This is a genomic window from Moraxella sp. I5G (assembly GCF_055193055.1).
On sequence record NZ_JBUXLH010000003.1, the window covers coordinates 114,366 to 139,462 of the forward strand.

Annotated in this window: 27 protein-coding genes; 8 read left to right on the plus strand and 19 right to left on the minus strand. The window is 38.2% G+C overall.

Translation table 11 applies throughout. The features are described 5' to 3' along the window. Nucleotides 1-21: 21 nt before the first annotated feature. Entirely contained in the window at nucleotides 22-867 is an 846-nt protein-coding gene (locus tag ACZBKJ_RS02710) for a M15 family metallopeptidase (RefSeq protein ID WP_463199382.1), read from the plus strand. 27 nt (nucleotides 868-894) lie between these two features. Here ACZBKJ_RS02710 and smc read toward each other — a convergent pair whose 3' ends face one another. The 5 genes from smc to rpsP all read right to left on the minus strand — a co-directional run bounded on the left by smc (nucleotide 895) and on the right by rpsP (nucleotide 6,781). Then, nucleotides 895-4,491 (minus strand): chromosome segregation protein SMC, encoded by a 3,597-nt coding sequence (gene smc, locus ACZBKJ_RS02715; RefSeq protein ID WP_463199383.1) that lies wholly within the window; start codon nucleotides 4,489-4,491, stop codon nucleotides 895-897. Nucleotides 4,492-4,609: 118 nt separating this feature from the next. After that, on the minus strand, nucleotides 4,610-4,981 hold the full coding sequence (gene rplS / locus ACZBKJ_RS02720; RefSeq protein WP_463199384.1) for a 50S ribosomal protein L19: 372 nt from the start codon (nucleotides 4,979-4,981) through the stop codon (nucleotides 4,610-4,612). 154 nt (nucleotides 4,982-5,135) lie between these two features. After that, nucleotides 5,136-5,894 carry a tRNA (guanosine(37)-N1)-methyltransferase TrmD gene (gene trmD / locus ACZBKJ_RS02725; RefSeq protein WP_463199385.1) on the minus strand — a complete coding sequence of 253 codons (759 nt, stop codon included), beginning with the start codon at nucleotides 5,892-5,894 and terminating at the stop codon, nucleotides 5,136-5,138. 24 nt (nucleotides 5,895-5,918) lie between these two features. Further along, nucleotides 5,919-6,461 (minus strand): ribosome maturation factor RimM, encoded by a 543-nt coding sequence (gene rimM / locus ACZBKJ_RS02730; RefSeq protein WP_463199386.1) that lies wholly within the window; start codon nucleotides 6,459-6,461, stop codon nucleotides 5,919-5,921. Nucleotides 6,462-6,538: 77 nt separating this feature from the next. After that, nucleotides 6,539-6,781, minus strand: coding sequence for a 30S ribosomal protein S16 (gene rpsP, locus ACZBKJ_RS02735; RefSeq protein ID WP_463199387.1), 243 nt, complete (start codon nucleotides 6,779-6,781; stop codon nucleotides 6,539-6,541). A gap of 282 nt (nucleotides 6,782-7,063) precedes the next feature. Here rpsP and ACZBKJ_RS02740 point away from each other — a divergent pair, with 282 nt between their 5' ends. After that, nucleotides 7,064-8,452 carry an ATP-binding protein gene (locus ACZBKJ_RS02740; protein WP_463199388.1) on the plus strand — a complete coding sequence of 463 codons (1,389 nt, stop codon included), beginning with the start codon at nucleotides 7,064-7,066 and terminating at the stop codon, nucleotides 8,450-8,452. Between the two features lie 16 nt (nucleotides 8,453-8,468). Here the strand turns inward: ACZBKJ_RS02740 and ACZBKJ_RS02745 are convergent, their stop codons facing one another. The 14 genes from ACZBKJ_RS02745 to ACZBKJ_RS02810 all read right to left on the minus strand — a co-directional run bounded on the left by ACZBKJ_RS02745 (nucleotide 8,469) and on the right by ACZBKJ_RS02810 (nucleotide 20,381). Further along, a complete protein-coding gene (locus ACZBKJ_RS02745) occupies nucleotides 8,469-8,642 on the minus strand; it encodes a hypothetical protein (protein WP_463199389.1) in 174 nt (57 codons plus the stop codon). A 187-nt stretch (nucleotides 8,643-8,829) separates the two neighbouring features. After that, nucleotides 8,830-10,506 carry an ATP-binding protein gene (locus tag ACZBKJ_RS02750; protein WP_463199390.1) on the minus strand — a complete coding sequence of 559 codons (1,677 nt, stop codon included), beginning with the start codon at nucleotides 10,504-10,506 and terminating at the stop codon, nucleotides 8,830-8,832. Nucleotides 10,507-10,569: 63 nt separating this feature from the next. Then, nucleotides 10,570-11,292 carry a response regulator gene (locus ACZBKJ_RS02755; RefSeq protein ID WP_463199391.1) on the minus strand — a complete coding sequence of 241 codons (723 nt, stop codon included), beginning with the start codon at nucleotides 11,290-11,292 and terminating at the stop codon, nucleotides 10,570-10,572. Between the two features lie 19 nt (nucleotides 11,293-11,311). Next, nucleotides 11,312-11,737: a F0F1 ATP synthase subunit epsilon gene (locus ACZBKJ_RS02760; RefSeq protein ID WP_463199392.1), complete on the minus strand. Its 426-nt coding sequence runs from the start codon at nucleotides 11,735-11,737 to the stop codon at nucleotides 11,312-11,314. Nucleotides 11,738-11,905: 168 nt separating this feature from the next. Next, nucleotides 11,906-13,333 carry a F0F1 ATP synthase subunit beta gene (gene atpD / locus ACZBKJ_RS02765; RefSeq protein WP_463199393.1) on the minus strand — a complete coding sequence of 476 codons (1,428 nt, stop codon included), beginning with the start codon at nucleotides 13,331-13,333 and terminating at the stop codon, nucleotides 11,906-11,908. Between the two features lie 19 nt (nucleotides 13,334-13,352). Continuing rightward, complete coding sequence (locus ACZBKJ_RS02770; RefSeq protein WP_463199394.1) at nucleotides 13,353-13,661, minus strand: hypothetical protein; 309 nt, start codon at nucleotides 13,659-13,661, stop codon at nucleotides 13,353-13,355. Between the two features lie 105 nt (nucleotides 13,662-13,766). Continuing rightward, nucleotides 13,767-14,636 carry a F0F1 ATP synthase subunit gamma gene (atpG, locus tag ACZBKJ_RS02775; protein ID WP_463199395.1) on the minus strand — a complete coding sequence of 290 codons (870 nt, stop codon included), beginning with the start codon at nucleotides 14,634-14,636 and terminating at the stop codon, nucleotides 13,767-13,769. A gap of 64 nt (nucleotides 14,637-14,700) precedes the next feature. Beyond that, the gene (gene atpA, locus ACZBKJ_RS02780; RefSeq protein WP_463199438.1) at nucleotides 14,701-16,245 is read right to left on the minus strand and encodes a F0F1 ATP synthase subunit alpha; all 1,545 of its coding nucleotides are present in this window, start codon (nucleotides 16,243-16,245) and stop codon (nucleotides 14,701-14,703) included. A 36-nt stretch (nucleotides 16,246-16,281) separates the two neighbouring features. Beyond that, nucleotides 16,282-16,917: a F0F1 ATP synthase subunit delta gene (locus ACZBKJ_RS02785; RefSeq protein WP_463199396.1), complete on the minus strand. Its 636-nt coding sequence runs from the start codon at nucleotides 16,915-16,917 to the stop codon at nucleotides 16,282-16,284. 12 nt (nucleotides 16,918-16,929) lie between these two features. Beyond that, a complete protein-coding gene (locus tag ACZBKJ_RS02790) occupies nucleotides 16,930-17,400 on the minus strand; it encodes a F0F1 ATP synthase subunit B (RefSeq protein ID WP_463199397.1) in 471 nt (156 codons plus the stop codon). Nucleotides 17,401-17,503: 103 nt separating this feature from the next. Continuing rightward, nucleotides 17,504-17,752: a F0F1 ATP synthase subunit C gene (gene atpE, locus ACZBKJ_RS02795; RefSeq protein WP_463199398.1), complete on the minus strand. Its 249-nt coding sequence runs from the start codon at nucleotides 17,750-17,752 to the stop codon at nucleotides 17,504-17,506. A gap of 54 nt (nucleotides 17,753-17,806) precedes the next feature. After that, nucleotides 17,807-18,676 carry a F0F1 ATP synthase subunit A gene (gene atpB, locus ACZBKJ_RS02800; protein ID WP_463199399.1) on the minus strand — a complete coding sequence of 290 codons (870 nt, stop codon included), beginning with the start codon at nucleotides 18,674-18,676 and terminating at the stop codon, nucleotides 17,807-17,809. 315 nt (nucleotides 18,677-18,991) lie between these two features. After that, the gene (locus ACZBKJ_RS02805) at nucleotides 18,992-19,381 is read right to left on the minus strand and encodes an ATP synthase subunit I (RefSeq protein WP_463199400.1); all 390 of its coding nucleotides are present in this window, start codon (nucleotides 19,379-19,381) and stop codon (nucleotides 18,992-18,994) included. 163 nt (nucleotides 19,382-19,544) lie between these two features. Further along, a complete protein-coding gene (locus ACZBKJ_RS02810) occupies nucleotides 19,545-20,381 on the minus strand; it encodes a metal ABC transporter solute-binding protein, Zn/Mn family (protein WP_463199401.1) in 837 nt (278 codons plus the stop codon). A gap of 215 nt (nucleotides 20,382-20,596) precedes the next feature. Between ACZBKJ_RS02810 and ACZBKJ_RS02815 the strand changes: the two genes are divergently transcribed. The 6 genes from ACZBKJ_RS02815 (at nucleotide 20,597) to gluQRS (ending at nucleotide 25,082) form a co-directional block, all read left to right on the plus strand. Further along, nucleotides 20,597-21,082 (plus strand): transcriptional repressor, encoded by a 486-nt coding sequence (locus tag ACZBKJ_RS02815; protein WP_463199402.1) that lies wholly within the window; start codon nucleotides 20,597-20,599, stop codon nucleotides 21,080-21,082. A 63-nt stretch (nucleotides 21,083-21,145) separates the two neighbouring features. Beyond that, nucleotides 21,146-21,862, plus strand: coding sequence for a metal ABC transporter ATP-binding protein (locus tag ACZBKJ_RS02820; protein ID WP_463199403.1), 717 nt, complete (start codon nucleotides 21,146-21,148; stop codon nucleotides 21,860-21,862). 36 nt (nucleotides 21,863-21,898) lie between these two features. After that, a complete protein-coding gene (locus ACZBKJ_RS02825) occupies nucleotides 21,899-22,708 on the plus strand; it encodes a metal ABC transporter permease (protein ID WP_463199404.1) in 810 nt (269 codons plus the stop codon). Further along, nucleotides 22,708-23,514 (plus strand): metallophosphoesterase family protein, encoded by an 807-nt coding sequence (locus ACZBKJ_RS02830; RefSeq protein ID WP_463199405.1) that lies wholly within the window; start codon nucleotides 22,708-22,710, stop codon nucleotides 23,512-23,514. Before ACZBKJ_RS02825 ends, ACZBKJ_RS02830 begins: the two co-directional genes overlap by 1 nt. 174 nt (nucleotides 23,515-23,688) lie before the next feature. Beyond that, nucleotides 23,689-24,105, plus strand: a complete 417-nt coding sequence (dksA, locus tag ACZBKJ_RS02835; protein WP_463199406.1) for an RNA polymerase-binding protein DksA — start codon at nucleotides 23,689-23,691, stop codon at nucleotides 24,103-24,105. 14 nt (nucleotides 24,106-24,119) lie between these two features. Then, nucleotides 24,120-25,082 carry a tRNA glutamyl-Q(34) synthetase GluQRS gene (gluQRS, locus tag ACZBKJ_RS02840; RefSeq protein WP_463199407.1) on the plus strand — a complete coding sequence of 321 codons (963 nt, stop codon included), beginning with the start codon at nucleotides 24,120-24,122 and terminating at the stop codon, nucleotides 25,080-25,082. Nucleotides 25,083-25,097 lie beyond the last annotated feature (15 nt).

Consider the following 25,097-nt stretch of genomic DNA (forward strand, 5'->3'; position numbering starts at 1 on the left):
TTGTCATTAAGCCATTACACCATGGCAAATTCTCAAATTCTTGAAAATCAAAATGTAACAGTCAAAACACTGCAGCCTAATGAAGATATTATATCTTTACATCATAATGCACCATGGACAACCAAGATTGGTTTGGCAAAAAACCGTGAGCTAGCATCCACAATTGAAGAAAAAACCAATCACAACAACCTTAATAATGATATTGATACACAAACTTTTATTAAAAATAAAATTATTGATTTGCTGGAAAAATCATTAAAAAACACACAAGAACAATCATCAAAAGATGCAGACAGCAAAGATTTGGATGAAAAACTTAACAATGATGATTTTGGTGAATGCCATCCCCAAGCCTATCAGGTTGGTATTAAGCATTTTAAATATGCTGAAACCAAAAAAGAAGATTTGGTTTGGAGCGGTTATGGCGTAAAAAATCATCGTAAATATCTTATTCATAAACAAGCCAAACCTGCTTTGGATGAAATGATAAAAGCTGCAAAAAAAGATGGGGTTACTTTAAAACCCAATTCTATTTTTAGAAGTGTCAATCGCCAAAAACAAATTATTGAACACAAACTAAAAACCCAAAAACCTTATGATGTTTATCATATTTCATCACCTGCTGGATATTCTGAACATCACACAGGGTTAGCAGTTGATTTCAACTCAATTGACAGCACTTTTGACCGTTCTTCTGCTTACCGCTGGCTTCTTAAAAATGCTGAAAAATTTGGCTTTGAACAGACATTTACTCAAGATTATTCAGAATGGAGTGGCGTATCCGAAGAATCTTGGCATTGGCGATATATTGGCAAAAACGGTGAATTTGCATATATTTTTCAAGCCAGCATCAATCGCCAATGCTAAAAGATTTAGTATGTAAGTTGTGTTAATTTATACATCTAGATATTGCTGTGCTTCTTGTAAATTCACTGTAACTAACTGAGAAATGCCCGCTTGTGGCATAGTAACGCCTTTGAGTTCATCAGCTGCTTGCATGGCAAGTTTATTGTGACTGATAAAAATAAATTGCACATCAGCAGATAATTCATGAATCAAACTGGTAAAACGTCCAACGTTGGCGTCATCAAGTGGCGCGTCTACCTCATCTAACAAGCAAAAAGGGGCGGGATGCTGCTTAAAAATCGCAAAAACTAGACTAAGTGCCGTCAAGGTTTTTTCACCGCCTGATAATACAGCAAGGCGAGAGTTTTTCTTGCCCTTAGGCTGTGCCATCAGCACAAGTCCTGCTCGCCATTTGTCGGTTTTGGATAATGTTTCATCATCCAATAACGCCAAACTTGCCTGACCGCCTTCAAATATTTTAACAAACAGTTCATTTAGCCGCTGATTCACAGCATCCAACATTTGTAAAAATAGCGTTTTAGTTTTTTTATCAATGGTTAAAATAGCTTCTTTTAGGGTTATCATACTTTGATGCACATCATCAATTTGCTGCTGCATGGGCAAAATTTGCTCATCAAGCTCTTGCAGTTGTGTCAAAGCTGTTAAATTAACCGCGCCTAACTGGGTAATTTTTTGCTTTAATGCATCAATTTTTTTATCCAATTCATTAAAATTAGGAGGAATTTTTGCAAAATCAGCCAATTGTACATTTAAATCAAACTGAGCATTTTTTTGTCGCATTTGTTCTGATAAATCCGTTAAACGGCTGGTAGTTACAGCAATTTGAGTATTAATATCTGTATAATTTTGACATACTTTAGTAAAAAGCTCTTGATGATTTTTTAGATGCATCTCTTCATCAGAGGTCTGATTTTCCAGTTCAAGAAGCTGTTTATCAATATCATCAGTACGCTGTTTTAATGCTTCCACCATAACCACAGTTTCATCAAGCCGCTCTTTGACTTTGGGTAAATCCGTTTGATTTTTTTCTTGCTCTTTTGTCAGAACCTGAAGTTCGTTTTCATCTTCTTTGGCTGATTTTTGGGCAAACAAAATCAAATGTTCAGCATGTATTTTTTGTTGTTGCCAGCTTTGCTGATTTAGTTTGAGTTGATTAATTTCGGCGTTAATTTGTTTAATTTTATCTGTCAAATCGCCATCAATTTTATTAAAATCTTTTAACTCATATTGAGCTTGCTGAAGCTTGGGATTTAAAACATCCCATTGCTCTTGGATGGTCAAAAGCTCACCTGCCAACTCGCTCAATTCTTTATCTAATTCTTGTTTTTCATCCTCTAATACAGCGTTATTTTTAACAAAATTTTCTTCATGGAGCATTTTTTGCTGCATTTTTAGGGTTAAATGAGTAATTTTTTCCTTGACGAGATGCAGCTCTTTGGTTGTACTAGCAACCGTCTGTTCATGAGTTTTTTGTTGCTGCTCCAAAACATGCAGTTTATCTACAATTTCAATAAACGCTGATTTTTTATCCATTAATTTATTTTGTAAACCATCAAGACAATTTTGTATTTGCTCTAAACGCTGACGGTGATGAATTTGTTTGGATAAAAACTCATCATTAATAACTTGAAAGTGACTGACATGCAGAATTCCAAATACGCCAATAAGCCAGCCTGTTGGTGTAAAAATCATCATACCTTGTTGAAAATGATGCTGATACATTTGAGCAATATCTTGCAAATTGACATCGTGGTTTTTCAACAAAAAAACATAATGAAATAAATCCAATTGTGGTGCTTGTATCAGTTCATCTAAAGCAACTAGCCCGTTTGTATCATGCCAATTTTTCTTCACACTCAATTGCTTTTTAAATAAAAATGATGTTGGATGACTATTATTGAAAGTAAGATGTACGCCGTTTTTATCCAGCATTGTCATCAAATCATCACAAATTGCCGAATCAAGCCAAATTTGCAAAAATTTATCCAAAATATCGGCGTATTGCTCGCCTTTTTTGGTTAAAACGATGCTCTGTTTCAATGTTGTCCAAACTGGTTCTTTAGAAGTTGCAACATTTACTTTCTGAACGTGAGTTTTTTGGTCGTTTATCCACTGATTGATTGCAATTTGCTCACTTTGTAATGAAATTTGCTGCTTTTCAAGTTCATAAATTTCTTGCTGTAACTGAACATGTCGCTGTTTTGTTTGCTGCAATCGTTCTTTGTCAGTTTCTGTTCTTGTTAGTGTTTCAAGCTCTTTTTGTAGTCCAATTTGTGAATTCTTTAATAAATTCAGTTCATCAGCATCAAAATCGGCGTATTTTTTAACGTGATTTTGCTGTTCGCGCTGTAAGTTTTGATATTTTTTTGACCATTTATCCAGTCTAATATTGGTTTGTTTTTGAGTGTTCTGAGCAATATTTTTGGCATTTTGTAAAATCTGTTTTTCATTAAACAATTGATTTAGATGGTTTTTTGCTTTTTGATAACCAATTTTATGGTCATCAAATTGTTTTTGGGCATTCTGCAATTTTTCAATCAACTTTTGAAGTTTTGGCGTTAGTGCAACCAAATCTTGCTCATAAACCTGTTGCACATTCAGCTGTTTTGTAATTTGCACTCGAGTGTTTTCTTGTCGCTGCTTTAATTGCGTGATTCTTAGCTGGTTTTTCTTGATGGTTTGAATAAGTTCTTGATATTGATGACTGAGAGTTTGGGCGGATAAACTCACATCATGATATGTATCTTTGGCTTTATCTTTTTGAGCTAAAAGCTGGTTTATTTGCAATGTATTCTCATCAATTTGCTGCTTTGATTGTAAAATCTTAGTTTGGCAATCGTTTACAGTTTTTTGGATGATTGTCTGAAGCTGTTTTTTTTCTTCCACCAATTGCCAAGTTTCAAAAATCTTTTTTAATCCTTCTTGCCAAAGCAGTTTATCTAATTTTTGACTCAATTCTTGATAAGTTTTGGCTGATTTGGCTTGCTGCTGTAGTACAGATTGCTGTTTTTTTAATTCACCTTGCAAATCTTGTAATCTATCTAAATTTTGACTAGCCTGCAACAATTGTTTTTGAGTTTCTTCTCGACGTGCTTGGTAACGTGAGACGCCCGCAGCTTCTTCAATAAATGCTCGAAGTTCCTCGGGTGTACTGTCCACAATTCGCCCTATCATACCCTGCTCAATCACTGCATAACTTTTAGAACCAAGCCCCGTCCCTAAAAATACATCAATCACATCGCGACGGCGTACTTTTTCCCCATTGATAAAATAATCCGATTTACCTTCTTTGGTGATTTGTCGTCTTAAAGTCAATTCATGATATAAATTTAAAGCATGGCAAATTCCTGCCTTTTCATCCTGAGTATGTTCAAAAGTCAAATCAACACTCGCCAACGATTTACCACTGCGTCCGTCAGCGCCTGAAAAAATTACATCGCTCATTGCTGTGCCGCGAAGTTGTTTTGCTGATGTTTCTCCTAAAACCCAACGAACCGCATCAATGATATTAGACTTACCGCAGCCATTTGGCCCAACAATAGCAGTAATGTTGTGTTTAAACGTAAATGTTGTTGGGTTGGCGAACGATTTAAACCCTGCTAATTTTAAAGACTTTAGGCGCATGATAAAGCAAATGTTGATAAAAATTACACAAATTATAACATTGATTGGATTTTAAAAAGCAAAAAATAAGTCTTCGCCAGATGGCAAAGACTTATATGATTTGGCGTCAGACGAGTATTTATTCTGCGTCTTTTTTCGCACCCAACTTCTCACGGATACGAGCTGATTTGCCAGAACGCTCACGCAAATAGTAAAGTTTGGCACGACGTACATCACCACGACGTTTAACGCTGATGCTGTCAATGATAGGTGAATGAAGTTGGAAAGCACGTTCAACACCAACACCACTTGAAATCTTACGCACGGTGAAGGATGAGTTTAAACCACGATTACGTTTAGCAATCACAACACCTTCAAAAGCCTGTAAACGCTCACGGTCGCCCTCACGAACTTTTACTTGCACCACAACGGTATCACCTGGGGCAAAAGATGGATGTTGTTTTAATTGGGCATTTTCAACCAATTGAACTAAAGGATGTTTATTACTCACAAAATATCTCCAATAAATGACATAGGCTATCTACCTTTTTAAAGTGGTTAAAAGGTCGCATATCATCATACAATTAACAGGATAAACCTGCTATCTAAACCACTTAGATAAAGGGTTATATTTTAATTATAAACCTAAAAAAATACAAGTAATTTTATAAGTCTTTTAACCATTTTAATTGTTCTTTAGTTGGACTAAATTGTTCCCATAAATCAGGGCGCTTGGCTTGAGTATGTTTAACTTGCTGCAAAAATCGCCATTTGGCAATATTTTTATGATGACCAGACAATAAAACATCAGGGACATTTTGACCATCAAAACTAAGCGGCTTGGTAAAATGTGGGCAATCCAAAAGTCCGTCCACAAAACTATCTTCAATGGCGGAATTTTGATTCATCACATCAGGTAAACGGCGTATTAGACTATCCATCAGCACCATTGCGGGCAGCTCACCGCCAGTCAAAACATAATCACCAATGGAAATTTCCATATCCACATAACAGTCAAGAATCCTTTGGTCTATTCCTTCATAACGTCCACACAATAAAATTGCCCCATCAAATTTATTTGCCATATCCACAACCAAGGATTCAGATAAGGTTTTTCCTTGTGGTGATAGATAAATAACAGGGCAAACCACTTTAGCTAAATCTTTTTGCTGAGCCAAAAAATAATCATTAGCGAGTGATTTGGCGGTCAAAATGGCTTTTTTTAGCGGTTCTGCCATCATTACCATGCCCGGACCGCCTCCAAAAGGACGTTCATCAATACGCCGATAATTATCCGTTGTAAAATCTCTAGGATTAATAAGATGTATGACTGCATGATTATTGTGAATAGCTTTGGCAGTAATTCCAAAATCTGTTACTGCAGAAAACATCTGTGGCATGATGCTAATAACCACAAAAAACATAAACACCCTATTATTTATCAACAATTAATAATCTTTTTCCCACACAACCAGTATCTTAGCAGCTTCCAAATCCACATTCAACACAGTATCTGTATGCCAAGGAATTAGGCGTTTCTCATTATCAATACTATCTTTTGTAGGCTTTACATCCATAATCTCATGCGCCCCTGTTTCAAACATTACATCAATCACGCCCAAATTTTCACCTTGCTGATTGATGACTGTTAAGCCTTCCAAATCTGACCAATAATATTCATCTTCTGCCAAGGCAGGTAAACTTGTTTTATCTACCCAAATACTGACGCCATTCATCGTTTCAGCGATATTTCTATCAGCAATTTCTTTAAAACTTGCAACCAGTCCTGAGCCTTGCTGACGCCAATTGGTTACAGTTAAAGGTTTAAACCCAGTGGCAGTTTTCATTTGCCAATTTTTTAAGGCAAAAATATCAGTGTGATTATCCATATGGCTAAACACCCAAAGCCAACCTTTGATTCCATAAGGTTTTTTTAAAGTGGCAATTTGAATTAAATTTTGTTCTTTAGATTGTGATAATGGTTTATTCATAACTATCATTTGTCATTAAAATCTCAATAAAAAAATCGGCTTGTGAAACCCACAAACCGACTTTTATCATCAAAAACTTAGGCGTTTTGTGATTTAACCAAATCTGCAACGCGCTCAGACGGTTGTGCGCCTTTTGCAATCCAAGCAGCATAAGCATCTAAATCAATGCGGAACTTAACTTCTTGACCACGTGCCAATGGATTGAAAAAACCGATTTTTTCGATATGGCGACCATCACGGGCAGCACGTTTGTCAGCAACAACAACTTGATAAAAAGGACGTTTTTTTGAACCACCGCGGGCTAAACGAATAACAACCATTTTTTAACTCTCTTTTTTGTAAAAATCTAAAATAAAGTGCAAGAGTATCAGGGCGGATGCCCTACATTGATGCTGGTTGCCGAATTTGAGGATGAGCCGATGGCAAAACCAGAACTAAAGTGCCAATTATAACAAAAAATTTTAGTAAAGTAAAATGAGTTTAATGGGTTATTAACATCAAATCCAAACAATCCATCAATACACTATCTTATTAAGTATAAACACTACGGTGCATTTTTCTTAATTATGCTACAATAACCTCACTTTTTTGGGGTTGGGTTTATGAAAAAATTACTTCATTTTTGGCTATTAAAATTTCGTTACAGTTTAAACTCCAACACATGGCACACCGTTGTCATGATTATTTTTATTGTATTTGTTAGCGTTGGTCTTTCCGTTTGGCTCTTTTGGCGAAGTTTATATTTACCCGAAATTAAAACCCACGCTCACTATTTGGCCAGCGAATTGGAAATTTTTGACAAAGCCAATACCAAATTTTCCAACGACCCAAAAACTTTACAATGGATTCATCAGCACAGTCATATGGAAATCATTAAAAATAAAGATGAATTTCCAGAGGTTAGCGATAAAGTCATTGCTGGGTTTTTTACTAAAATTTTTGCCAGGGAGCTTACCAATCAAGTTGGCAGCAATGTGCAAGTGTATTTTAAATTCAAACCCACTCCCCATCTTTGGATACAAGACCAGCGATATCCAGATGTTTGGTTTCGCGAACCTATGCGGCATTATTCGCAATACAGTACAGGAGTATTGGCAGGATTTTTAGTTGGACTGCCAATTTTAACCATCTTAACAATTTTAATTATTGTTCGCCGACTAAATCGCCCTTTAAAACGCCTTGAGCGCACTGCAACTGATTACATCAATCTAGGTCATGCCACAACCTTACCTACCAATAAAGGCTCTAACGAGATTCGCAAAGTGAACACCGCCTTTAATCGGCTATTTACTACACTCAGTCAAGCCCATAAAGAACGCACCATTATGCTTGCTGGTATTTCGCATGACCTGCGCACACCTTTGACACGAATGCGTTTAACGGCTGAAATGCTACCTGATGAATTTTTTCGTGAAGGGCTAGTTTATGACATTGAGGATATGGATGCAATTTTAGAACAGTTTATTTCTTTTATGAAAGATGGCTCTGATGAAGCAGTTCGACTAACTAACCTAGAAAGCATTTTTCATGAAATTATGGTGCAATTTGGGGATACACATTTTATTTATCACAATGAAGTTATTCAAGATGTCGCTGTCAGACCGTTATCCATTAAACGCCTGATTGTTAATCTTGTTAATAACGCCCTACGTTATGGCAACCAGCCAATTCATTTAAATGCGCGCATCTTACCTGCTGACGAAACATCAAACCCTAATGAAATATCATTTCCAACACTGCTTTTAGGGGTGCGTGATGAAGGTAACGGTGTTGCTGATAGTGAGCTTGAGCGCATCATGCAGCCATTTGAGCGCGGAGAGATGGCACGAACCACTCAAGGTAGCGGTCTTGGACTGGCGATTGTTGAGCGAATTTCTCGCCTACACCAAGGGGAAGTGTCCGTAAAAAACCACCCTGATGGTGGTTTGCAAATTTGGGTTAAAATCCCTCTAAAATCACAAAATATTAAAAATAACACTGAAGAAGTTTAGAAAGCATCATAGGCAGTTACTTTTTACCAATTTCTGGAGGAAGTTTATTGGTTGAATTTTCAAAGGGTACAGGGGCTTGCAGACTTTTTTTCGCATCAACTAAAGCCTTGGGTTCTGATTTTGGAGCAAGCATCAAATAGCCCAACAGTGCAACATTTGCCACAACCAAAAAACTAAAAATATAAGGCATAACCATCCCAACCTATCAACTAAATACAGCAACTTAAACTATCAACAATGACTGCTCACACCCTTATGGTAACATATTTATTGACCAAAAACATAGAGTAATGGTCAATTAAGTAACATTGATTACCTAAATGGTTATAAATGTTACCTAATTGGTATAATTGCATAATTATTAATCGAAAAAACAATCAGTGTTTTTTATCAGCAATTTCTTGGGTAAATTCATCAGCAGCAATAGCAATACCTAGCTGTTTAACAGGCCATTGCATGATAAATCTGGCGCCATGCAAAGTTGGGCTTTCATCTACGCTCATATTACCATTAAACCAAAATGCAATGCGACTTACGATAGAAAGTCCCAAACCATAACCTCCCGATGCTCGGGTACGACTGTCATCAAGGCGCGCAAACGGAATAAATACTTTTTCGCGATCCGCTTCTGGAATACCTTGCCCATCATCTTCAACACTTACAAATGCCATATTTTTATGAACACCAGCGCTGATGACAATGGTGCTACTAGCATAACGCAAAGCATTACCTGCCAAATTTTGCACCACTCGATGCAAATAACGTCTATCCGCCATTGCTAAAGTTTTTGCACTTGGTGGGTTAATTTGAACTTTAATTGGTTTGCCCAGCGCATTGGTTTCTTTCTCAATTTGCTCAAGCAACTCTTTGAGCTCAACCATCTGCCAGTCCATGCTTGGTGAGCCTTCCTCTAATTTGGCGTAAGTTAAAATTTCATCAATCAACTCATTTAACGCTTCAATATCTCCATCAATGTATTCTTTTTGGATTTGTCGAGATTCATAATCATCATCATCAGCCAACATATCCACCGCAAAGCGAATTCTGGCAACGGGTGTTCTTAGCTCATGGGAGACAGCACGAGTAAGCTCACGTTGAGACTGAATTAAACGTTTGATGTGTTTGGTCATCACATTAAATGCTGATGACAGTCGTGCCACATCATCACTACCAACTACCTGAACGCTGGTATCCAATTCACCTTTAGTAACTCTATCGACACCCATTTGCAAAAGCTGAAGCCGTCTTTGCAATGGGAAAATCAGTCCATAAACTCCCACACTAATCAGCAGCAAAGAAATCAAAATCATGCTAACAATCAAATTAAGTGGAAAGTAATTAAATAAAGCAATAGGACCTGCAACGATTGCCAAATTATCAATTTCAGATTTTACTACCAGTGAAACGTTGGGGTCTTGTGTAACCACACTGTCTTTAAATAAAATCACTGGTTCTTGGCGATTTAATTTAGCAAGCTGCTCATCATCAAGTCCAAGACTTGGCAAAGTTTCCAAAGTAACTGGATAACCAAATTTTTTACTTAAAAAATCAAGCCGTCCACGTTTAGTATCAAAACTGGGGTAATTAGACAAATCTTGGAATAAAAATAGCATGATTGCCCGTACTTCTCGTTCACTTAAACGAGCAATTTTAGTCGATAATACGTTATTTTCATCGCCGATACGATAATAAACCCATGATTCATTGGTTTGTGCGTTATAACGAACTACCGCTCGTTCCTCACTGAGGCGCTTTAGCTCTCTTGCTTTAAATCCCACACTTTCCACCGAAGTAATGGTGAAAGGGGAGCCAAACAATCCACTGGTATTTTTCAGCCAGGTTTCACGTTCTTGAGGTGATTTTTGGGCAGCCAAACTCTGACTCGTTAGATAAAAAGCCCCTGTTGCAATATTTTCACGATACGATTGAATGCGTTCTTGGTTAATGGTTTCAATCAGTAAATATGCAATAAACGCCACTACCAAACAAATCAGTAGCAGTCCTGAATAAATACGAAAAAAGATGCTGCGTTCAGCAAAAGAAAACAACGTCATACCCCAAACCTATACGAAAACAAAAGCCAGCTCGAAGCCAGCTTTTGTTTGATAAATCCAAAATTAATTACCATCTTTAACAAACAAATAACCTTTGCTACGCACGGTTTTAATGCGTTTTGGATTTTCTGGGTCATCGCCAATTTTTGGGCGAATGCGCGAGATACGCACATCAATGGAGCGGTCCTGACCGTCATATTCTATACCGCGCAAACGCTCAAAAATATCTTCTCGCGATAAAATACGACCTGCATTTGACGCCAAAAGCCACAACAAATCATACTCAGCACTGGTAAAATCCACCACTTTATCATTTAAAGTTACAGAGCGTCCGCCATTATCAATTACCAGCTCGCCAAACTCAAGGCGTTGTGGAGATTCATGACTAGGCGTTGCCTCGGAACGACGCAACAACGCCCGAATACGCGCCAATAACACACGAGGCTGAGCAGGTTTGGCAACATAATCATCGGCACCCATTTCAAGTCCAAGGACCTGGTCCATATCCTCGGTACGAGCAGTAAGCATCAAAATTGGATTATGATACTGCGGGCGCACCTCACGACACACCGTTAAACCATCGCTGCCTGGCAGCATAACATCAAGTACAACTAAGTCGGGTTGCTCACTAATGATGCGACGAATGGCGCGAGTGCCATCTGTTTCAATCGCTACATCTAAGCCATTGCGTCTTAGGTAATCTTGAGTCAGTGTTGCTAAACGCTCGTCGTCTTCAACAATCAAGATGCGCGGAATATCATCTCTTTCTGCTAGGTTTGTTACCATACCTTTCCTCAACAATCAGCTAATTAATGTTTGCACGATTTCTTAATTTTTCAATAGTTCGTAATTGTGCTAAAGATTCTGCCAATGCTAATAGTGCCACGTTGGTTTGAACGTTGCTGTTTTGGTTGGCAAGCATTTGTTCAGCTTGACGGCGAGCTTCCAAGATTCTAGCTTCATCCAAATCATGAGCTCTTTCAGCAGAATCAGCAAGCACGGTTACTCCATGGGGCTGAACCTCCAAAACACCACCTTGGATATAAATAATTTCCTCTTTGCCGTCAGCAGCTTTTAGGTGCATTGCACCTGGTTTTAGCAGTGTAATTAGCGGAGTGTGTCCTGCCAAAATACCCAACTCACCATCAACGCCCATGGCTACCAGCACATGAATATCGCCAGCGTACAATTCCTCTCTTGCACTGACAACGCGGCATTTAAAATTTGCCATATCATACTCCTAATGTTTTGAATTCATAGAGTATCGCTCGTATATTATACCACCAAAATGATGTCTAATAATATTTACGACAAAGGGGACTTGAGAAATTTTTGTACTTAAAAATCCACAAATCCCCATGCTCTATAAAGCACCTAATTAATTATAACAAAACATCAATTAAGCAGCTTTTAATTTTTCAGCTTTTGCCACAACTTCATCAATACCGCCAACCATATAGAAGGCTTGCTCTGGAAGATGGTCGTATTCACCTTCAATAATTGATTTAAAGCCAGCAATGGTATCACGCAGCGCCACATATTTACCTGGAGCCCCTGTAAATACTTCAGCTACGTGGAATGGTTGTGATAGGAAACGTTGGATTTTACGTGCGCGATAAACAACCATTTTATCTTCTTCAGACAATTCATCCATACCCAAAATGGCAATAATATCTTTTAATTCTTTATAGCGCTGTAACACTTCTTGTACACCACGAGCAACATTATAATGCTCTTCACCAATTACCTGTGGATCTAGCTGACGGGAGGTGGAATCCAAAGGGTCTACCGCAGGATAAATACCTTGTGAAGCAATATCACGACTTAATACAACTGTTGCATCCAAGTGAGCAAAAGTGGTTGCTGGTGATGGGTCAGTTAAGTCATCCGCAGGCACATAAACAGCTTGAACCGAAGTAATTGAGCCTGATTGGGTAGAAGTAATACGCTCTTGCAATAAGCCCATTTCTTCTGCCAGTGTTGGCTGATAACCTACCGCTGATGGCATACGTCCAAGCAGTGCTGACACTTCGGTACCTGCCAAAGTATAACGATAAATGTTATCTACAAACAACAACACGTCACGACCCTTGCCAGTGGTTTCGTCTTTTTCATCACGGAAATATTCAGCCATTGTCAAACCAGTTAGGGCAACACGTAAACGGTTTCCTGGTGGTTCATTCATCTGACCATAAACCATAGCCACTTTTGATTTGCTAAAATCTTCTGTATTAACAACGCCAGCTTCTTGCATCTCATGATAGAAATCGTTACCCTCACGAGTACGCTCACCAACACCCGCAAATACAGATAAACCAGAATGTTTTAAGGCGATGTTGTTAATCAATTCCATCATATTTACAGTCTTACCAACACCGGCACCACCAAACAGACCAACTTTACCACCTTTTGCAAATGGACAAAGCAAATCAATAACTTTAATACCTGTTTCTAAAAGTTCAGTTGAGTTTGATTGCTCATCATAACTTGGTGCTTCACGGTGGATAGACCATTTCTCAGCAGCATTTACAGGACCTGCCTCATCAATTGGGCGACCTAGTACGTCCATGATACGACCCAAAGTTGCTTGCCCTACGGGAACAGAAATTGGCGCGCCAGTATTTGAAACAGGCAACCCGCGTTTCAGACCTTCAGTTGAACCCATGGCAATGGTACGTACAACGCCATCACCTAATTGTTGCTGTACTTCTAAAGTTGTTTCAGTACCATCAACGCTTAAAGCGTCAAAAATTTGTGGTACTTGACCACGATTAAATTCAACGTCAATTACCGCACCAATAATTTGTACAATACGACCGCCACTCATTACATTCTCCAATTAAGATTTACTGCATCACACCATATTTAGATTGATTAGCAGTCTCTCTAAAAGTGTAATTTGTCACCACACCTTTAGTATCAAATAAAATAACCAATTCTTTAGTTTTAGTATTGTCCCCTAAAGAAAAGAAGTTATATGGGATAAAATTTCTTGCCATAGGTTTGGATTTTGAATGTCGGTATGTCCAAACTTCATTACCACTATCTGTAAAAGATACCGCATCCGCTGAGCCAAACTTTTGAGTTACTTCCTGCTTAGTTGTCTTACCTTTTTGAATGGCGCTATCAATACTTTGTTGGGTCTGCTCTTTCATAGCAACATTCCCAGACGTTACGCAACCGGTCATGAGTAATGCACAAAATAAGGGAGCAACAAAACCAGGGTTCACTTTTGACATCAATTCCCTACCTCAATAATATTAAGAGACAGCAGCCGCACCGCCAACGATTTCTGAAATCTCCTGAGTAATCGCCGCCTGACGCAACTTGTTATAAACCAACTGTAATTCTTTAATTAAGTTACCTGCGTTATCGGTCGCTGCTTTCATTGCCACCATACGAGCGGATTGCTCTGACGCAATGTTTTCAAGTACAGCTTGATAAACAATGGATTCAATATAACGCACCATCAGGCTATCAATTAAAGACTTGGTGTCTGGCTCATATATATAATCCCAGCCATGTGATGTATCCTGATTATCCAACTTACCTTCTGGCAAAGGTACCAATTGAATTAAAGAAGGTTTTTGTGTCATCGCGTTCACAAATTGGTTGTAAACCAAGTAAATACGATCAAGACGTCCTACTTTATAATCTTCCAACATCGTCTGAACAGGTCCACTTAGCTGCTCATAACTAGGGCTATCGCCATAATCCGTTAAAGCTGAACTAACTTTTCCGCCAAACGTTCTAAAAAAACTAACACCTTTTGAACCAATAGCCGCAAACTCAATTTCAACGGATTGTTCTTGATATTTCTTCACGGATTTTAACAGGTTTTTAAATAAGTTAATATTTAAACCACCCGCCAAACCACGGTCTGATGTCACCACAATAAAACCAACACGATTTACAGGACGACTGACCATGTATGGGTGCTTATAATCCGATTGCGCTTGCACCAAGTGAGAAACCACACGGTGCATACTTTCGGCATAAGGGCGACCCATCTCCATACGTTCTTGTGCACGGCGCATTTTACTGGCAGCAACCATTTGCATCGCACGGGTAATTTTTTGGGTGCTTTTGATGCTGGTTACTTTTGCACGTATTTCTTTTAGGCTTGCCATAACTATTCCAATACTGAATTTATACAGAATTTATGGTGTATATGTATACACCATAACTGCCAAATTAGTAGCTGTGTGATGATTTAAAACTCTGGATTGCAGATTTTAAACGACCTTCAATATCGTCGTTGTAATTTGCCGTTTCATCAATTTCTGTCATCAATGCAGCATGCTCATTGCGCAAATAACGCAACAATGCATCTTCAAACGCACCAATCTTTTCAACAGCCACATCTGTTAGATAGCCTTCGTTTGAAGCATAAATAACTGCTGCCTGATCAGCAATAGACATTGGCGCATACTGTTTTTGTTTCATAAGTTCAGTAACACGTTGCCCATGCTCCAGTTGCTGTTTGGTTGCATCATCAAGGTCTGATGCAAACTGAGCAAATGCCGCTAGTTCACGATATTGGGCTAACGCTGTACGGATGCCACCTGATAGCTTCTTGATAATTTTAGTTTGAGCCGCGCCACCAACACGAGACACCGAAATACCTGCGTTTACCGCTGGACGAATACCTGAGTTAAATAGGTTTGACTCAAGGAAAATCTGACCATCTGTAATAGAAATTACGTTGGTTGGTACGAATGCTGACACGTCACCAGCTTGAGTTTCAATAATTGGCAATGCTGTCAATGAGCCTGTCTTGCCTTTTACTTGCCCACCTGTAAAGGCCTCAACATAATCGGCATTAACACGAGACGCACGTTCAAGCAAACGAGAATGCAAATAGAATACATCGCCAGGATAAGCTTCACGCCCTGGTGGACGGCGTAACAATAGAGAGATTTGGCGATAAGCAACGGCCTGTTTGGATAAATCATCATAAATGATTAAAGCATCTTCACCACGGTCGCGGAAATATTCACCCATAGTACAGCCAGAATATGGAGCAATGTATTGAAGAGCTGCAGGTTCTGAAGCTGATGCAACCACTACAGTTGTGTAAGCCAAGGCTCCCGTTTCTTCCAATTTACGCACCACGTTAGCAATGGTGGAACGCTTTTGACCAATGGCAACATAAATACATTTGATGCCTGAATCTTTTTGGGCAATGATGGCATCAATAGCAAGTGCGGTTTTACCGGTTTGACGGTCACCAATGATAAGTTCACGCTGACCACGACCAATTGGAATCATGGTATCAACTGCTTTATAACCTGTCATGACAGGCTCATCAACAGACTGACGAGCAATAACGCCAGGGGCAATTTTTTCAACCTTGTCAGTTAATTTAGCATTGATTGGACCTTTGCCATCAATTGGGTTACCAAGTGCGTCAACTACACGTCCAAGCAGTTCAGGACCAATCGGAACTTCTAAAATGCGTCCTGTGCAATAGGCTTTTTGTCCTTCTTGCAAAGGTAAGTAATCACCCAATACTACAGCACCAACAGAATCTTGCTCTAAGTTGAGTGCCATACCATAGACACCACCTTCAAACTCAATCATCTCACCATACATAGCTTCTTCTAAGCCATGAATTTGCACAATACCATCAGAGACACTGACGATAACGCCTTCAGTTTTTGCAGTTGCGCCTACGTCAAGGTCTTGAATGCGCTGTTTAATCAGATTACTGATTTCAGCGGGATTCAAATTTTGCACCATTGCCTTATTTCCTTTAAATTTAGACAGCCCTGCTTAAGCAGAAAGCTGATTCTTTAATTGTTGTAACTTTCCACGCACTGAGCCATCAGTAAACTTATCGCCCACTTTGATAGTTGCTCCACCCAATAGCTCAGGATCCACCGCTTCATGTAGAATCACAATAGAATTTGTGGATATTGCCAAACGTTGTTGCAAATCTTTGCGCTGGGCATCTGTTAGTGGATAGGCTGAAGTAATATAAGCGTCAACCTGTTTTAGCTCTTGTGACTTTAACTTGCTGTAATGAGCATAGATTTCAGGTAACAATACCAGTCTATCATGTTCTGATAATTGAGTGGTAAAATTACTCAAAGCTACTGATGGCTTATTGATGCCTGACAACGCCTGCGCGACACCACTCACATCCACCCCGTGTGAAGCAACATAATTTAGCGATTTGGCTAAAATAGAACCCATAGAAATGTGGGATTGATAAATATCCATCAAAATGGTTGCTTTTTGTGTCGCTGAAATGGCTGGATTGTTCAGCAGTGAAGCAAATTCTTCATTGACAACAATACTGCTGGCAGCTGACAGAAAATCTTCCCATTCATTGATTGCATTGTGCTCTTTAGCATACTCAAATGCTGCTTTTGCATAAGGTCTTGCCAAGGTAGATAATTCAGCCATGATGTCCTCTAATTACAGCTTCGCCGCCAACTGTTCTAGCATATTGGCGTGTTTTTGTTCGTCAATTTTGTCTTGCAAAATCTTTTCTGCCCCAAGTACAGCTAAGTTTGCCACCTGCAAACGTAATTGTTCGCGAGTTTGGGCAACTTCTTGCTCAATTGCAGTATGGGCAGCCGAAATAATACGCTCACCTTCCAAACGAGCTTGTTCTTTAGCATCTTCAATCATTTGGTTGGCAGTTTTATTTGCACGCTCAATAATGGAAGCTGCTTCTGTTTTTGCTTTGGCAAATTCTGCCTCTGCTTGTTTTTCAGCAGATGCTAAGTCCGCTTTTGCTTTTTCGGCGGCATTCAAACCTTCTTCGATTTTACGCTGACGCTCATTAATTGCACCAATTAAAGGTGGCCATACAAACTTCATGCAAAACCAAACAAAAATTGCAAATGCAATTGCCTGACCGATAATAGTCGAATTAATGTTCATCCAATCACCTCAAGTATTAGTGAAAGTCAGGTGATAGCCAATTTCTGTGTCAGACACAACCAAGACACGCCAACACAGAAAAACGGGCACTAAACTGACAGTCTTAGCCTGCAAATGGATTGGCGAACAATAACAACATAGCAATACCAACACCAATCATTGGTACAGCATCTAGTAGACCTGCCACAATAAACATTTTAGTTTGAAGTTGTGAACCAAGTTCTGGCTGACGAGCGGTACTTTCTAAGAATTTTCCACCCAAGATAGCAAAACCGATGCCTGTAGCAAGTGCGCCCAAACCGATAAGTAAAGCAACTGCAAGTAGCGTGTACTGAACGATAACTGGATCCATGATGTCTCCTATGACCTATATTTAAGGATTGAAAAAGAGTCTAAAGTTAAAATGTTAATGTTCTGATGTTTGCGAAATTAATGATAAGTAAACAATCGTCAACATCATAAACACGAACGCCTGAAGTGTAATAACCAAAATATGGAAGATTGCCCAAGGCACAGACAGCACCCATTGAACCCAGAATGGCATCAAAGCAATCAAAATAAAGATAAGCTCACCTGCGTACATGTTACCAAACAAACGCAGACCAAGCGAAATTGGTTTTGCAATCAATGTTACTGTTTCAAGGATTAAATTGACAGGGATTAAAATAGCTTGCAATATTGGGTTTTTTGCACTAAATGGATGCAAAGTAAACTCTGCAATAAAACCACCAACACCCTTGTATTTTAGACCAAAACCAATAATTAATAAAAATACACAAAATGCCATACCCAAAGTAACATTTGGATCAGTACTTGGTACAATCTTCATATATACATGATGCGGGTCATGTCCCATTGCTCCACCAATAAGTTGAGCAAGTCCAGGAATAAAATCAATAGGCATTAAATCCATTAAGTTCATCAAAAAAATCCACACAAAAATTGTCAAAGACAATGGTGCAATTAGTTTTGATGTGCCGTTATAAGACTCGCGAACACTATTATCCACAAACTCAACAATCAATTCAATAACGGCTTGTAACTTGGTTGGTACACCCGAGGTTGCTTTTCGAGCAACCGCCCAAAATAAAGCACAAAAGATAATACCCAAGCCCACAGACCAAAGCATAGAATCCAAGTGTATGGCATTAAAACCCATACTAGATGCTTCTTCTGCGGTATGCGCAACAGCCCAGCTTCCATCTGGCAACTTACCAAAAGTCCAGTTGGTTAAATGGTGTTGAATATAATCTGAAGATGATTGTTCAGCTGCCATAATAAGCTCTTTAATTAAAAGAAAACTAATAAAATACGTCAAAGCCACATCTGTGGTTATTTGTCGTAAACTTCCTTTTTACAATAACAATATTTCACAACACAATATTTTTTATACGTTTTATGGATAACCCAATAAACATTCTATGTTTTTTGACACTACATTCTAATTTTGTAATTGGGTTTTCTTAAAAAAACCTAGCCAAAAAACGTAGGCATAACTTGGTGTATTTTATTGCACCAAAGCCAATAAGTAAAGTAAAATTATTATTTTTTCTTGCAGAATTTTTACCAAAGTAGGTAAAAATAACTGTGATTAAAATTTTAAACGCCAAATAGTTATAATATAACTAAACTGTAGCAGCCCATAGCCTACAAAAACTGCCAGTGCATTTATTGGTTTTATCATAATAAAAACCAACGCAAATCCGATGAGTGTAACTAGCCATTTTAACATCTGTCCAAGATACATGTATAAAACGACCTGTTTTCGTGCCCTAATTCCTGTTTTATGATAAGCAACAAAAGTAAAAAAAGATTGGGCAAAATAGGCAATCACCAATCCAGATGCTAATCCTTTAGTAATGTTAGAAGTCATACCAACCAGTAACATACTGATTAAAATCACCACAAACACAACCCAAATTTGACGACGCTGCGCCAAAAAAATCATTTTTTGATGGTTTGGTCTGGCAGGTCTAATCATAGTGGCGTATCAATGCCTAATGCACACTTTGGGTTTAAAATAACAACAAGTTTAGGGAATTATAAGAATTTTTTAATAAACTTACAAGCTATTTTCACCAGAAAATACCAATAATTTTTCTAAAAAATAGTGCAGGTAAATCAAAATCATAAATTTATTGTAACTATTGGGTGCAAGTGTAAATTTCCTGAGCAGATTTTTGCCACGCATCCACAAAATCAGTAGCATCACTCAAATCTTCTTGCAGTACTGCCACACGAATATTGCCAAGCTTATTGGCAATTCCAGACGATACTGCGCCTTGCGATAACAAACACATAGTTTTATTTGGGCGATTTTCACTCAAGTATTTAATTTGATTTACTTTTGGTGCAATATGATGGTCGGGTGTTAATGCTCCAAAAAATGATAAATTTAAAGATTTTTCTAAATACTGAAAAGAATCGTGATATGCCCAATAGGGTCTTTTTGCTGTTTTTGGTAAACTAGCAACCGCTTTATCCATTCGACTGGCAAATTCTTGAGCATTTTTTTGGTATAATTGAGCATTTTTTGGATTGTCATGACTATGAATAACAACAAGTGCCCGTACAATGGCTTTGGCATTTTCTGGGTCTAGCCATAAATGTGGATCTAAACTATCTGGTTTTGGATTACCCTGCACATCTCGCAGTGGCAAACGATGATAAGCATTCATCTGATATAAAGAAATGGCATTAGGTGCATCATTTAAATTATTTACCAGATTTTGCTCTAATTGACTGCCAAACCATACAACAAAGCGGCTATCTTTTGCCATTTTGACCTTACTTGGACTAAGACTACCATGATGACCAACATCGCCTTTTTCAAGCAACACGCCAGCAGGCTCACTACCCTTAGTTACAGCATTGGATAATAAAGCCAGTGGATAATTGCTTACACTAACACTGGCACTGGCGGCCGTGGTAATCAGTGCAGCGGCTGTTATGATGGAAATGGAGTGTAAAAAATTTGACATAATCATAATTAAAAAAATAAAAAAATGAAAATAAAATTGGATTTTAAATATGTTATATTATAACATTATAAAAAAATGATTGCCAATGTTTAAAATTTTGTGATTATCCGTTGTTTTTAGATTTGCTATGCTATAATGTAGCAAGTATTTTATGGGTGCATTATTTTATAATATTTCATTATAAATTACTATTATAAGAATATAAGAAGGTTTTTATGTTTGCTCATCACCATCATCATGTACACAACCACGACCCTGCCGTGCGTTTAGCTGAAGCCAAAGCGTATTGTGAAAAACAAGGGGTGCGTTTTACACCACTTCGTGAGGAAGTGTTTTGTTTGATTTTGACAGCAGACAAACCGCTTGGGGCGTATGATTTAATCAGCGCCTTACAAGAAAGTCGTAAAGCCAGCGACAAAAAAAGCAAAAACGTTGCCCCTCCAACCGTTTATCGATCTTTGGAATTTTTATTAGCAGAAGGATTGATTCATCAATTAAGTTCTATCAACGCTTATGTGCCCTGCTGTCATCCAAGAGACAAGCATGCAGCAGCTTTTTTAATTTGCCAAAATTGTCACAAAGTTGAAGAATGTAGCAACTTGCCCGTCAATGATGTGATTAATTTTGCTAAAAATGATGCAGGGTTTTTGATTGAGCGCACAGTGATTGAACTAAGTGGTCTTTGCCGTGAATGTCAATAACAAATTTAGTTGTGTTTTTAAATAATCCATCTTTAAAATAACAAATCTTTAAATGGTGAACCTTTGGATAATGATGACTACTTAATTCGTCTAGACGATGTTAATTATCACGTTCAAGGCGCTCAATTATTAAATCACATCAGCTTAAGTATTGCCAAGAATGAGCGTATTAGCTTGATTGGACCAAATGGCGCAGGCAAATCGACTCTAGTCAAGCTAATTTTAGGGTTGATTACTCCAACATCAGGTGTCATTACTCGCAAAACCACCATGATGAGTTATGTGCCACAAAAATTTGCCATACCCAGTATTTTGCCATTGCGTACGCAAGATTTACTCAATCAAGCCAATCAAAAGCGACTTAATCAGCATCAAAAAGCATTTATTTTTGATAAACTCTTACTAACTCCTTTACTAAAACGGCAAATTCATCATTTATCTGGCGGAGAAATGCAGCGAGTACTATTGGCTCGGTCACTTTTGGATAAGCCAGAATTACTCATTTTAGACGAACCTATGCAAGGGCTGGATCCTGATAGCGAAACGTGGTTGTATAATTTTATTGATGACATGCCTGATTTTTTACGCTGTGGGATGTTGGTGGTTTCACACGACCTACACTGGGTAATGAAAGGTTCACGTCGAGTAATTTGTCTTAATAAACATATTTGCTGTCAAGGAAAACCCAGTCAAATTGCAACTACCACTGAATTTTCTTCTTTGTTTGGACATTATATGCCCTATATTCATCACCATGACCACTGTCAGCATCATTATTAATTAATACCAATAAGTTAAAGGTCAATAACAATCCCCATGAATCAATGGCTTTCTATTATCGCACCTGCATGGATTGCAGGCTCTTTACTTGCTTTATTGTCCGCGCCTTTAGGGTGTTTAGTATTGTGGCGACGTATGGCCTTTTTTGCTGATACGTTGGCTCATGGCGCACTATTAGGTGTAGCACTGGCAGTTTGGCTTTCTCTTCCTGCTGATTTTGGAGTGTTGCTTGTTAGTTTGGTGGTGGTGATTATCTTAACTTTTTTAGACGATAAACGTTTACCAAGCGATGCTCTGCTTGCCGTTCTTGCTGCCAGTTTATTGTGTTTAGGACTTTTAACACTGACTCAGCTCACTCAAAAACAAGCTAATGTTTTAGGTTATTTATTTGGTAATCTATTGGATGTAGATTGGGCAGATTTACCACATTTAACCTGCATGATTGTTTTGGGTCTTATTTTTTTAAAATGGATTTGGAACAGTCAAGTTAAACTTGCCACCTATGAACCACTTGCCCAAATTAGTGGCATTAATCCTGTTAAGCAAAAATTATTTTTTATGGGGCTATTGGCAGGTTTTTGCTCGATTGCCCTACAAGCGGTTGGCAGTTTGCTTATTAGTGGACTGTTAATTTTGCCGGCACTGATTGCAAGACTGCTTGCCAACTCACCCAAACAAATGGTCATTTATGCAACCCTAATCGCACAAATTGCCGTAACTTCTGGTATTTGGGGCGGTGTGTGGCTAGACATTCAAACTGGTTTGTCTATCGTGTTAACACTGGCTTTGGGTTTTTTTGGGGTGCTATTGACTAGCAAACTGTCCACATTTATCAGTCATCGTTAATGAAATACCCTATTACCAAAATTAATGCCAATGACAAGTTTCTGATTGCTCAAATCAGTGATTTGCATTTAGGTACAAACATCAATTCAGTTTATCATCAAAATTTTTTGACTGTTTTAAAAAAAATTTGCCACCACTCAGTGGACTTACTAATTTTGACGGGAGATTTGGTTAATAATGGTGCAACCAAAGGCTATGACTGGCTTTTTAAAACACTTGCGCAAACCAAAATTGCTTTTTTATGCACAGCGGGTAATCATGACGTTACTATAGAAAAAAATACTCATTTGGATTTTGAACAGCGAATTTTTTTGCCTAAAAAAACAGATTGTCGTTTGTTAAATCACCACATTACCCAACTTAATTTTCCCAATCAAAAATGGCAAGTTATCGTATTGGATTCGACTAAGTCAGGTCAAATTGATGGCAGATTTAATAGCATCACCTTAAACTGGCTAAATACAGCACTTAAAACAACCGTCATACCCACTTTGATTTTTTTTCACCATCACCCATTGGTTGTTGGTTCAGCATGGATTGATAAATATCAATTACAAAATTCAGTGGATTTTTGGCAAATTATCAATCAATACGCCCACGTCAAAGCTATTTTTTGCGGTCATGTACACCAAAACCAAGCGTTTAAAGCTCCAACCAATCACCCGTGTTACGTTTACACCGCTCCTGCTACCAGCCGACAATTCTTACCCCATCATGACGCGTTTTTCTTGGATAAAAAATCTGCTGGTTTTCGCTTAATTACTTTGGGAAATAACTGTTTTCAAACACAAGTTTACAGAATTTAACTGTCATTTTGTCAAGAACGTATAAAATTCGGCATAATTTTTGCTTAAAATATCCGCGATTGATTAAATTAATACACTTACTTGAAAAAACAAACGATTGCCCCAATTTATAGCGGGTTTTTATCTTTAGTTTTTTAATTGTTACAACTGTTTTTTTAGCAAAGGAAAGTTAGCATGAGTGCCACTTTTACCCCCTATACCCCCGCCAAAGGCGAAGAATATATGTCAGACAAACAACTGGCTCACTTTCGTGCTTTGCTATTAAACTGGAAAGCTGAACTTTTGGCTGAAGCTCAGCGTACCAAAGATTATATCAATGAAGAAACAAACGCTTTGGCAGATATTAATGACCGTGCCACCCAAGAAGAAGAGTTTGCTCTGGCTCTACGCACACGCGACCGTGAGCGTAAATTGGTGCGCAAGATAGAAAAGTCTATCAATGAAATTGATTCGGGTGATTATGGTTACTGTGAAACTTGTGGTACAGAAATTGGTTTGCGTCGATTAGAAGCCAGACCTACAGCTACTCAATGTATTGATTGCAAAACCATGTCCGAAATTAAAGAAAGGCAAAACCAAGGACATTTTTAAAGGTTTATGGCGATATGTCAAAAAACCCAATTATTGGACGCTTTGCACCATCGCCAACTGGAAAGCTGCATTTAGGGTCATTAACAACGGCTGTGGCAAGCTATTGTCATATCAAATCTTTAGGTGGAAAATGGCTGGTTCGCATTGAAGATGTGGATTTTGAACGCTGTAAACCAGCTTATACCGCCAGCATTTTACATGATTTGGAAAATTTAGGCTTGTATAGTGATGACTGCGTCTTGTATCAATCTAAACGCACCGCCATTTATAATGAATTTTTAGCTGATAAATTGGCAAAATTTAGTTATATCTGCACTTGCTCTAGAAAACAGCTTTCTGAGTACTACCAACAATCTCAAAAAAATACTGCCAAAATTTATGCCAGACTTCACCAAACCCAAGGGCTAAATACCGCTGACATTTATCCTAGAATTTGCCTAAAAAAACAGCCTTTAACAAACATCAAAGGCAGCAAAACCCGCTTGATATTACCAGATACTTGGGTAGGTTTTTATGATGGCATTCAGGGGATATTGTGGGATAATCCAGCATTGTCTTTAGGTGATGTCGTGGTTAAACGCCAAAATGGCATGATTAATTATATTTTAGCGTGCAGCATTGATGATGGGTTGCAAAATATCACCCATGTTATGCGCGGACTGGATATTATGCCAATGACAGTTGCCCAAATAAAGATTTTGGGTTTATGTAAGTTACCCGCCCCATCTTATTTTTACCACTTGCCTTTATTGCATAATTTTGATGGTCAGAAATTATCAAAACAAAATCTTGCCACGCCTATTGATACTCAAAGCCCATTAAAATCTCGAATGCTTTTATTGGATGCGCTAAAACGACTAAAACAGCCAGTTACGGATGATTTATTAGATGGTAGTGTTGATGAAATTTTAGCATTCGCAATCAAACATTGGAATCATAAGCCATTACAGCAAACATCAACACTGGGCATCGCATAACCAGAATATAGACAA

What these genes read in the sequence shown, in the direction of transcription:
- ACZBKJ_RS02710 (WP_463199382.1), top strand. Translation starts at nt 22, where the DNA reads ATGGCAAATTCTCAAATTCTTGAAAATCAAAATGTAACAGTCAAAACA.
- smc (WP_463199383.1), bottom strand. Translation starts at nt 4,491, where the DNA reads ATGCGCCTAAAGTCTTTAAAATTAGCAGGGTTTAAATCGTTCGCCAAC.
- trmD (WP_463199385.1), bottom strand. Translation starts at nt 5,894, where the DNA reads ATGTTTTTTGTGGTTATTAGCATCATGCCACAGATGTTTTCTGCAGTA.
- rimM (WP_463199386.1), bottom strand. Translation starts at nt 6,461, where the DNA reads ATGAATAAACCATTATCACAATCTAAAGAACAAAATTTAATTCAAATT.
- rpsP (WP_463199387.1), bottom strand. Translation starts at nt 6,781, where the DNA reads ATGGTTGTTATTCGTTTAGCCCGCGGTGGTTCAAAAAAACGTCCTTTT.
- ACZBKJ_RS02740 (WP_463199388.1), top strand. Translation starts at nt 7,064, where the DNA reads ATGAAAAAATTACTTCATTTTTGGCTATTAAAATTTCGTTACAGTTTA.
- ACZBKJ_RS02745 (WP_463199389.1), bottom strand. Translation starts at nt 8,642, where the DNA reads ATGCCTTATATTTTTAGTTTTTTGGTTGTGGCAAATGTTGCACTGTTG.
- ACZBKJ_RS02750 (WP_463199390.1), bottom strand. Translation starts at nt 10,506, where the DNA reads ATGACGTTGTTTTCTTTTGCTGAACGCAGCATCTTTTTTCGTATTTAT.
- ACZBKJ_RS02755 (WP_463199391.1), bottom strand. Translation starts at nt 11,292, where the DNA reads ATGGTAACAAACCTAGCAGAAAGAGATGATATTCCGCGCATCTTGATT.
- ACZBKJ_RS02760 (WP_463199392.1), bottom strand. Translation starts at nt 11,737, where the DNA reads ATGGCAAATTTTAAATGCCGCGTTGTCAGTGCAAGAGAGGAATTGTAC.
- atpD (WP_463199393.1), bottom strand. Translation starts at nt 13,333, where the DNA reads ATGAGTGGCGGTCGTATTGTACAAATTATTGGTGCGGTAATTGACGTT.
- ACZBKJ_RS02770 (WP_463199394.1), bottom strand. Translation starts at nt 13,661, where the DNA reads ATGAAAGAGCAGACCCAACAAAGTATTGATAGCGCCATTCAAAAAGGT.
- atpG (WP_463199395.1), bottom strand. Translation starts at nt 14,636, where the DNA reads ATGGCAAGCCTAAAAGAAATACGTGCAAAAGTAACCAGCATCAAAAGC.
- ACZBKJ_RS02785 (WP_463199396.1), bottom strand. Translation starts at nt 16,917, where the DNA reads ATGGCTGAATTATCTACCTTGGCAAGACCTTATGCAAAAGCAGCATTT.
- ACZBKJ_RS02790 (WP_463199397.1), bottom strand. Translation starts at nt 17,400, where the DNA reads ATGAACATTAATTCGACTATTATCGGTCAGGCAATTGCATTTGCAATT.
- atpE (WP_463199398.1), bottom strand. Translation starts at nt 17,752, where the DNA reads ATGGATCCAGTTATCGTTCAGTACACGCTACTTGCAGTTGCTTTACTT.
- atpB (WP_463199399.1), bottom strand. Translation starts at nt 18,676, where the DNA reads ATGGCAGCTGAACAATCATCTTCAGATTATATTCAACACCATTTAACC.
- ACZBKJ_RS02805 (WP_463199400.1), bottom strand. Translation starts at nt 19,381, where the DNA reads ATGATTAGACCTGCCAGACCAAACCATCAAAAAATGATTTTTTTGGCG.
- ACZBKJ_RS02810 (WP_463199401.1), bottom strand. Translation starts at nt 20,381, where the DNA reads ATGTCAAATTTTTTACACTCCATTTCCATCATAACAGCCGCTGCACTG.
- ACZBKJ_RS02815 (WP_463199402.1), top strand. Translation starts at nt 20,597, where the DNA reads ATGTTTGCTCATCACCATCATCATGTACACAACCACGACCCTGCCGTG.
- ACZBKJ_RS02825 (WP_463199404.1), top strand. Translation starts at nt 21,899, where the DNA reads ATGAATCAATGGCTTTCTATTATCGCACCTGCATGGATTGCAGGCTCT.
- ACZBKJ_RS02830 (WP_463199405.1), top strand. Translation starts at nt 22,708, where the DNA reads ATGAAATACCCTATTACCAAAATTAATGCCAATGACAAGTTTCTGATT.
- dksA (WP_463199406.1), top strand. Translation starts at nt 23,689, where the DNA reads ATGAGTGCCACTTTTACCCCCTATACCCCCGCCAAAGGCGAAGAATAT.
- gluQRS (WP_463199407.1), top strand. Translation starts at nt 24,120, where the DNA reads ATGTCAAAAAACCCAATTATTGGACGCTTTGCACCATCGCCAACTGGA.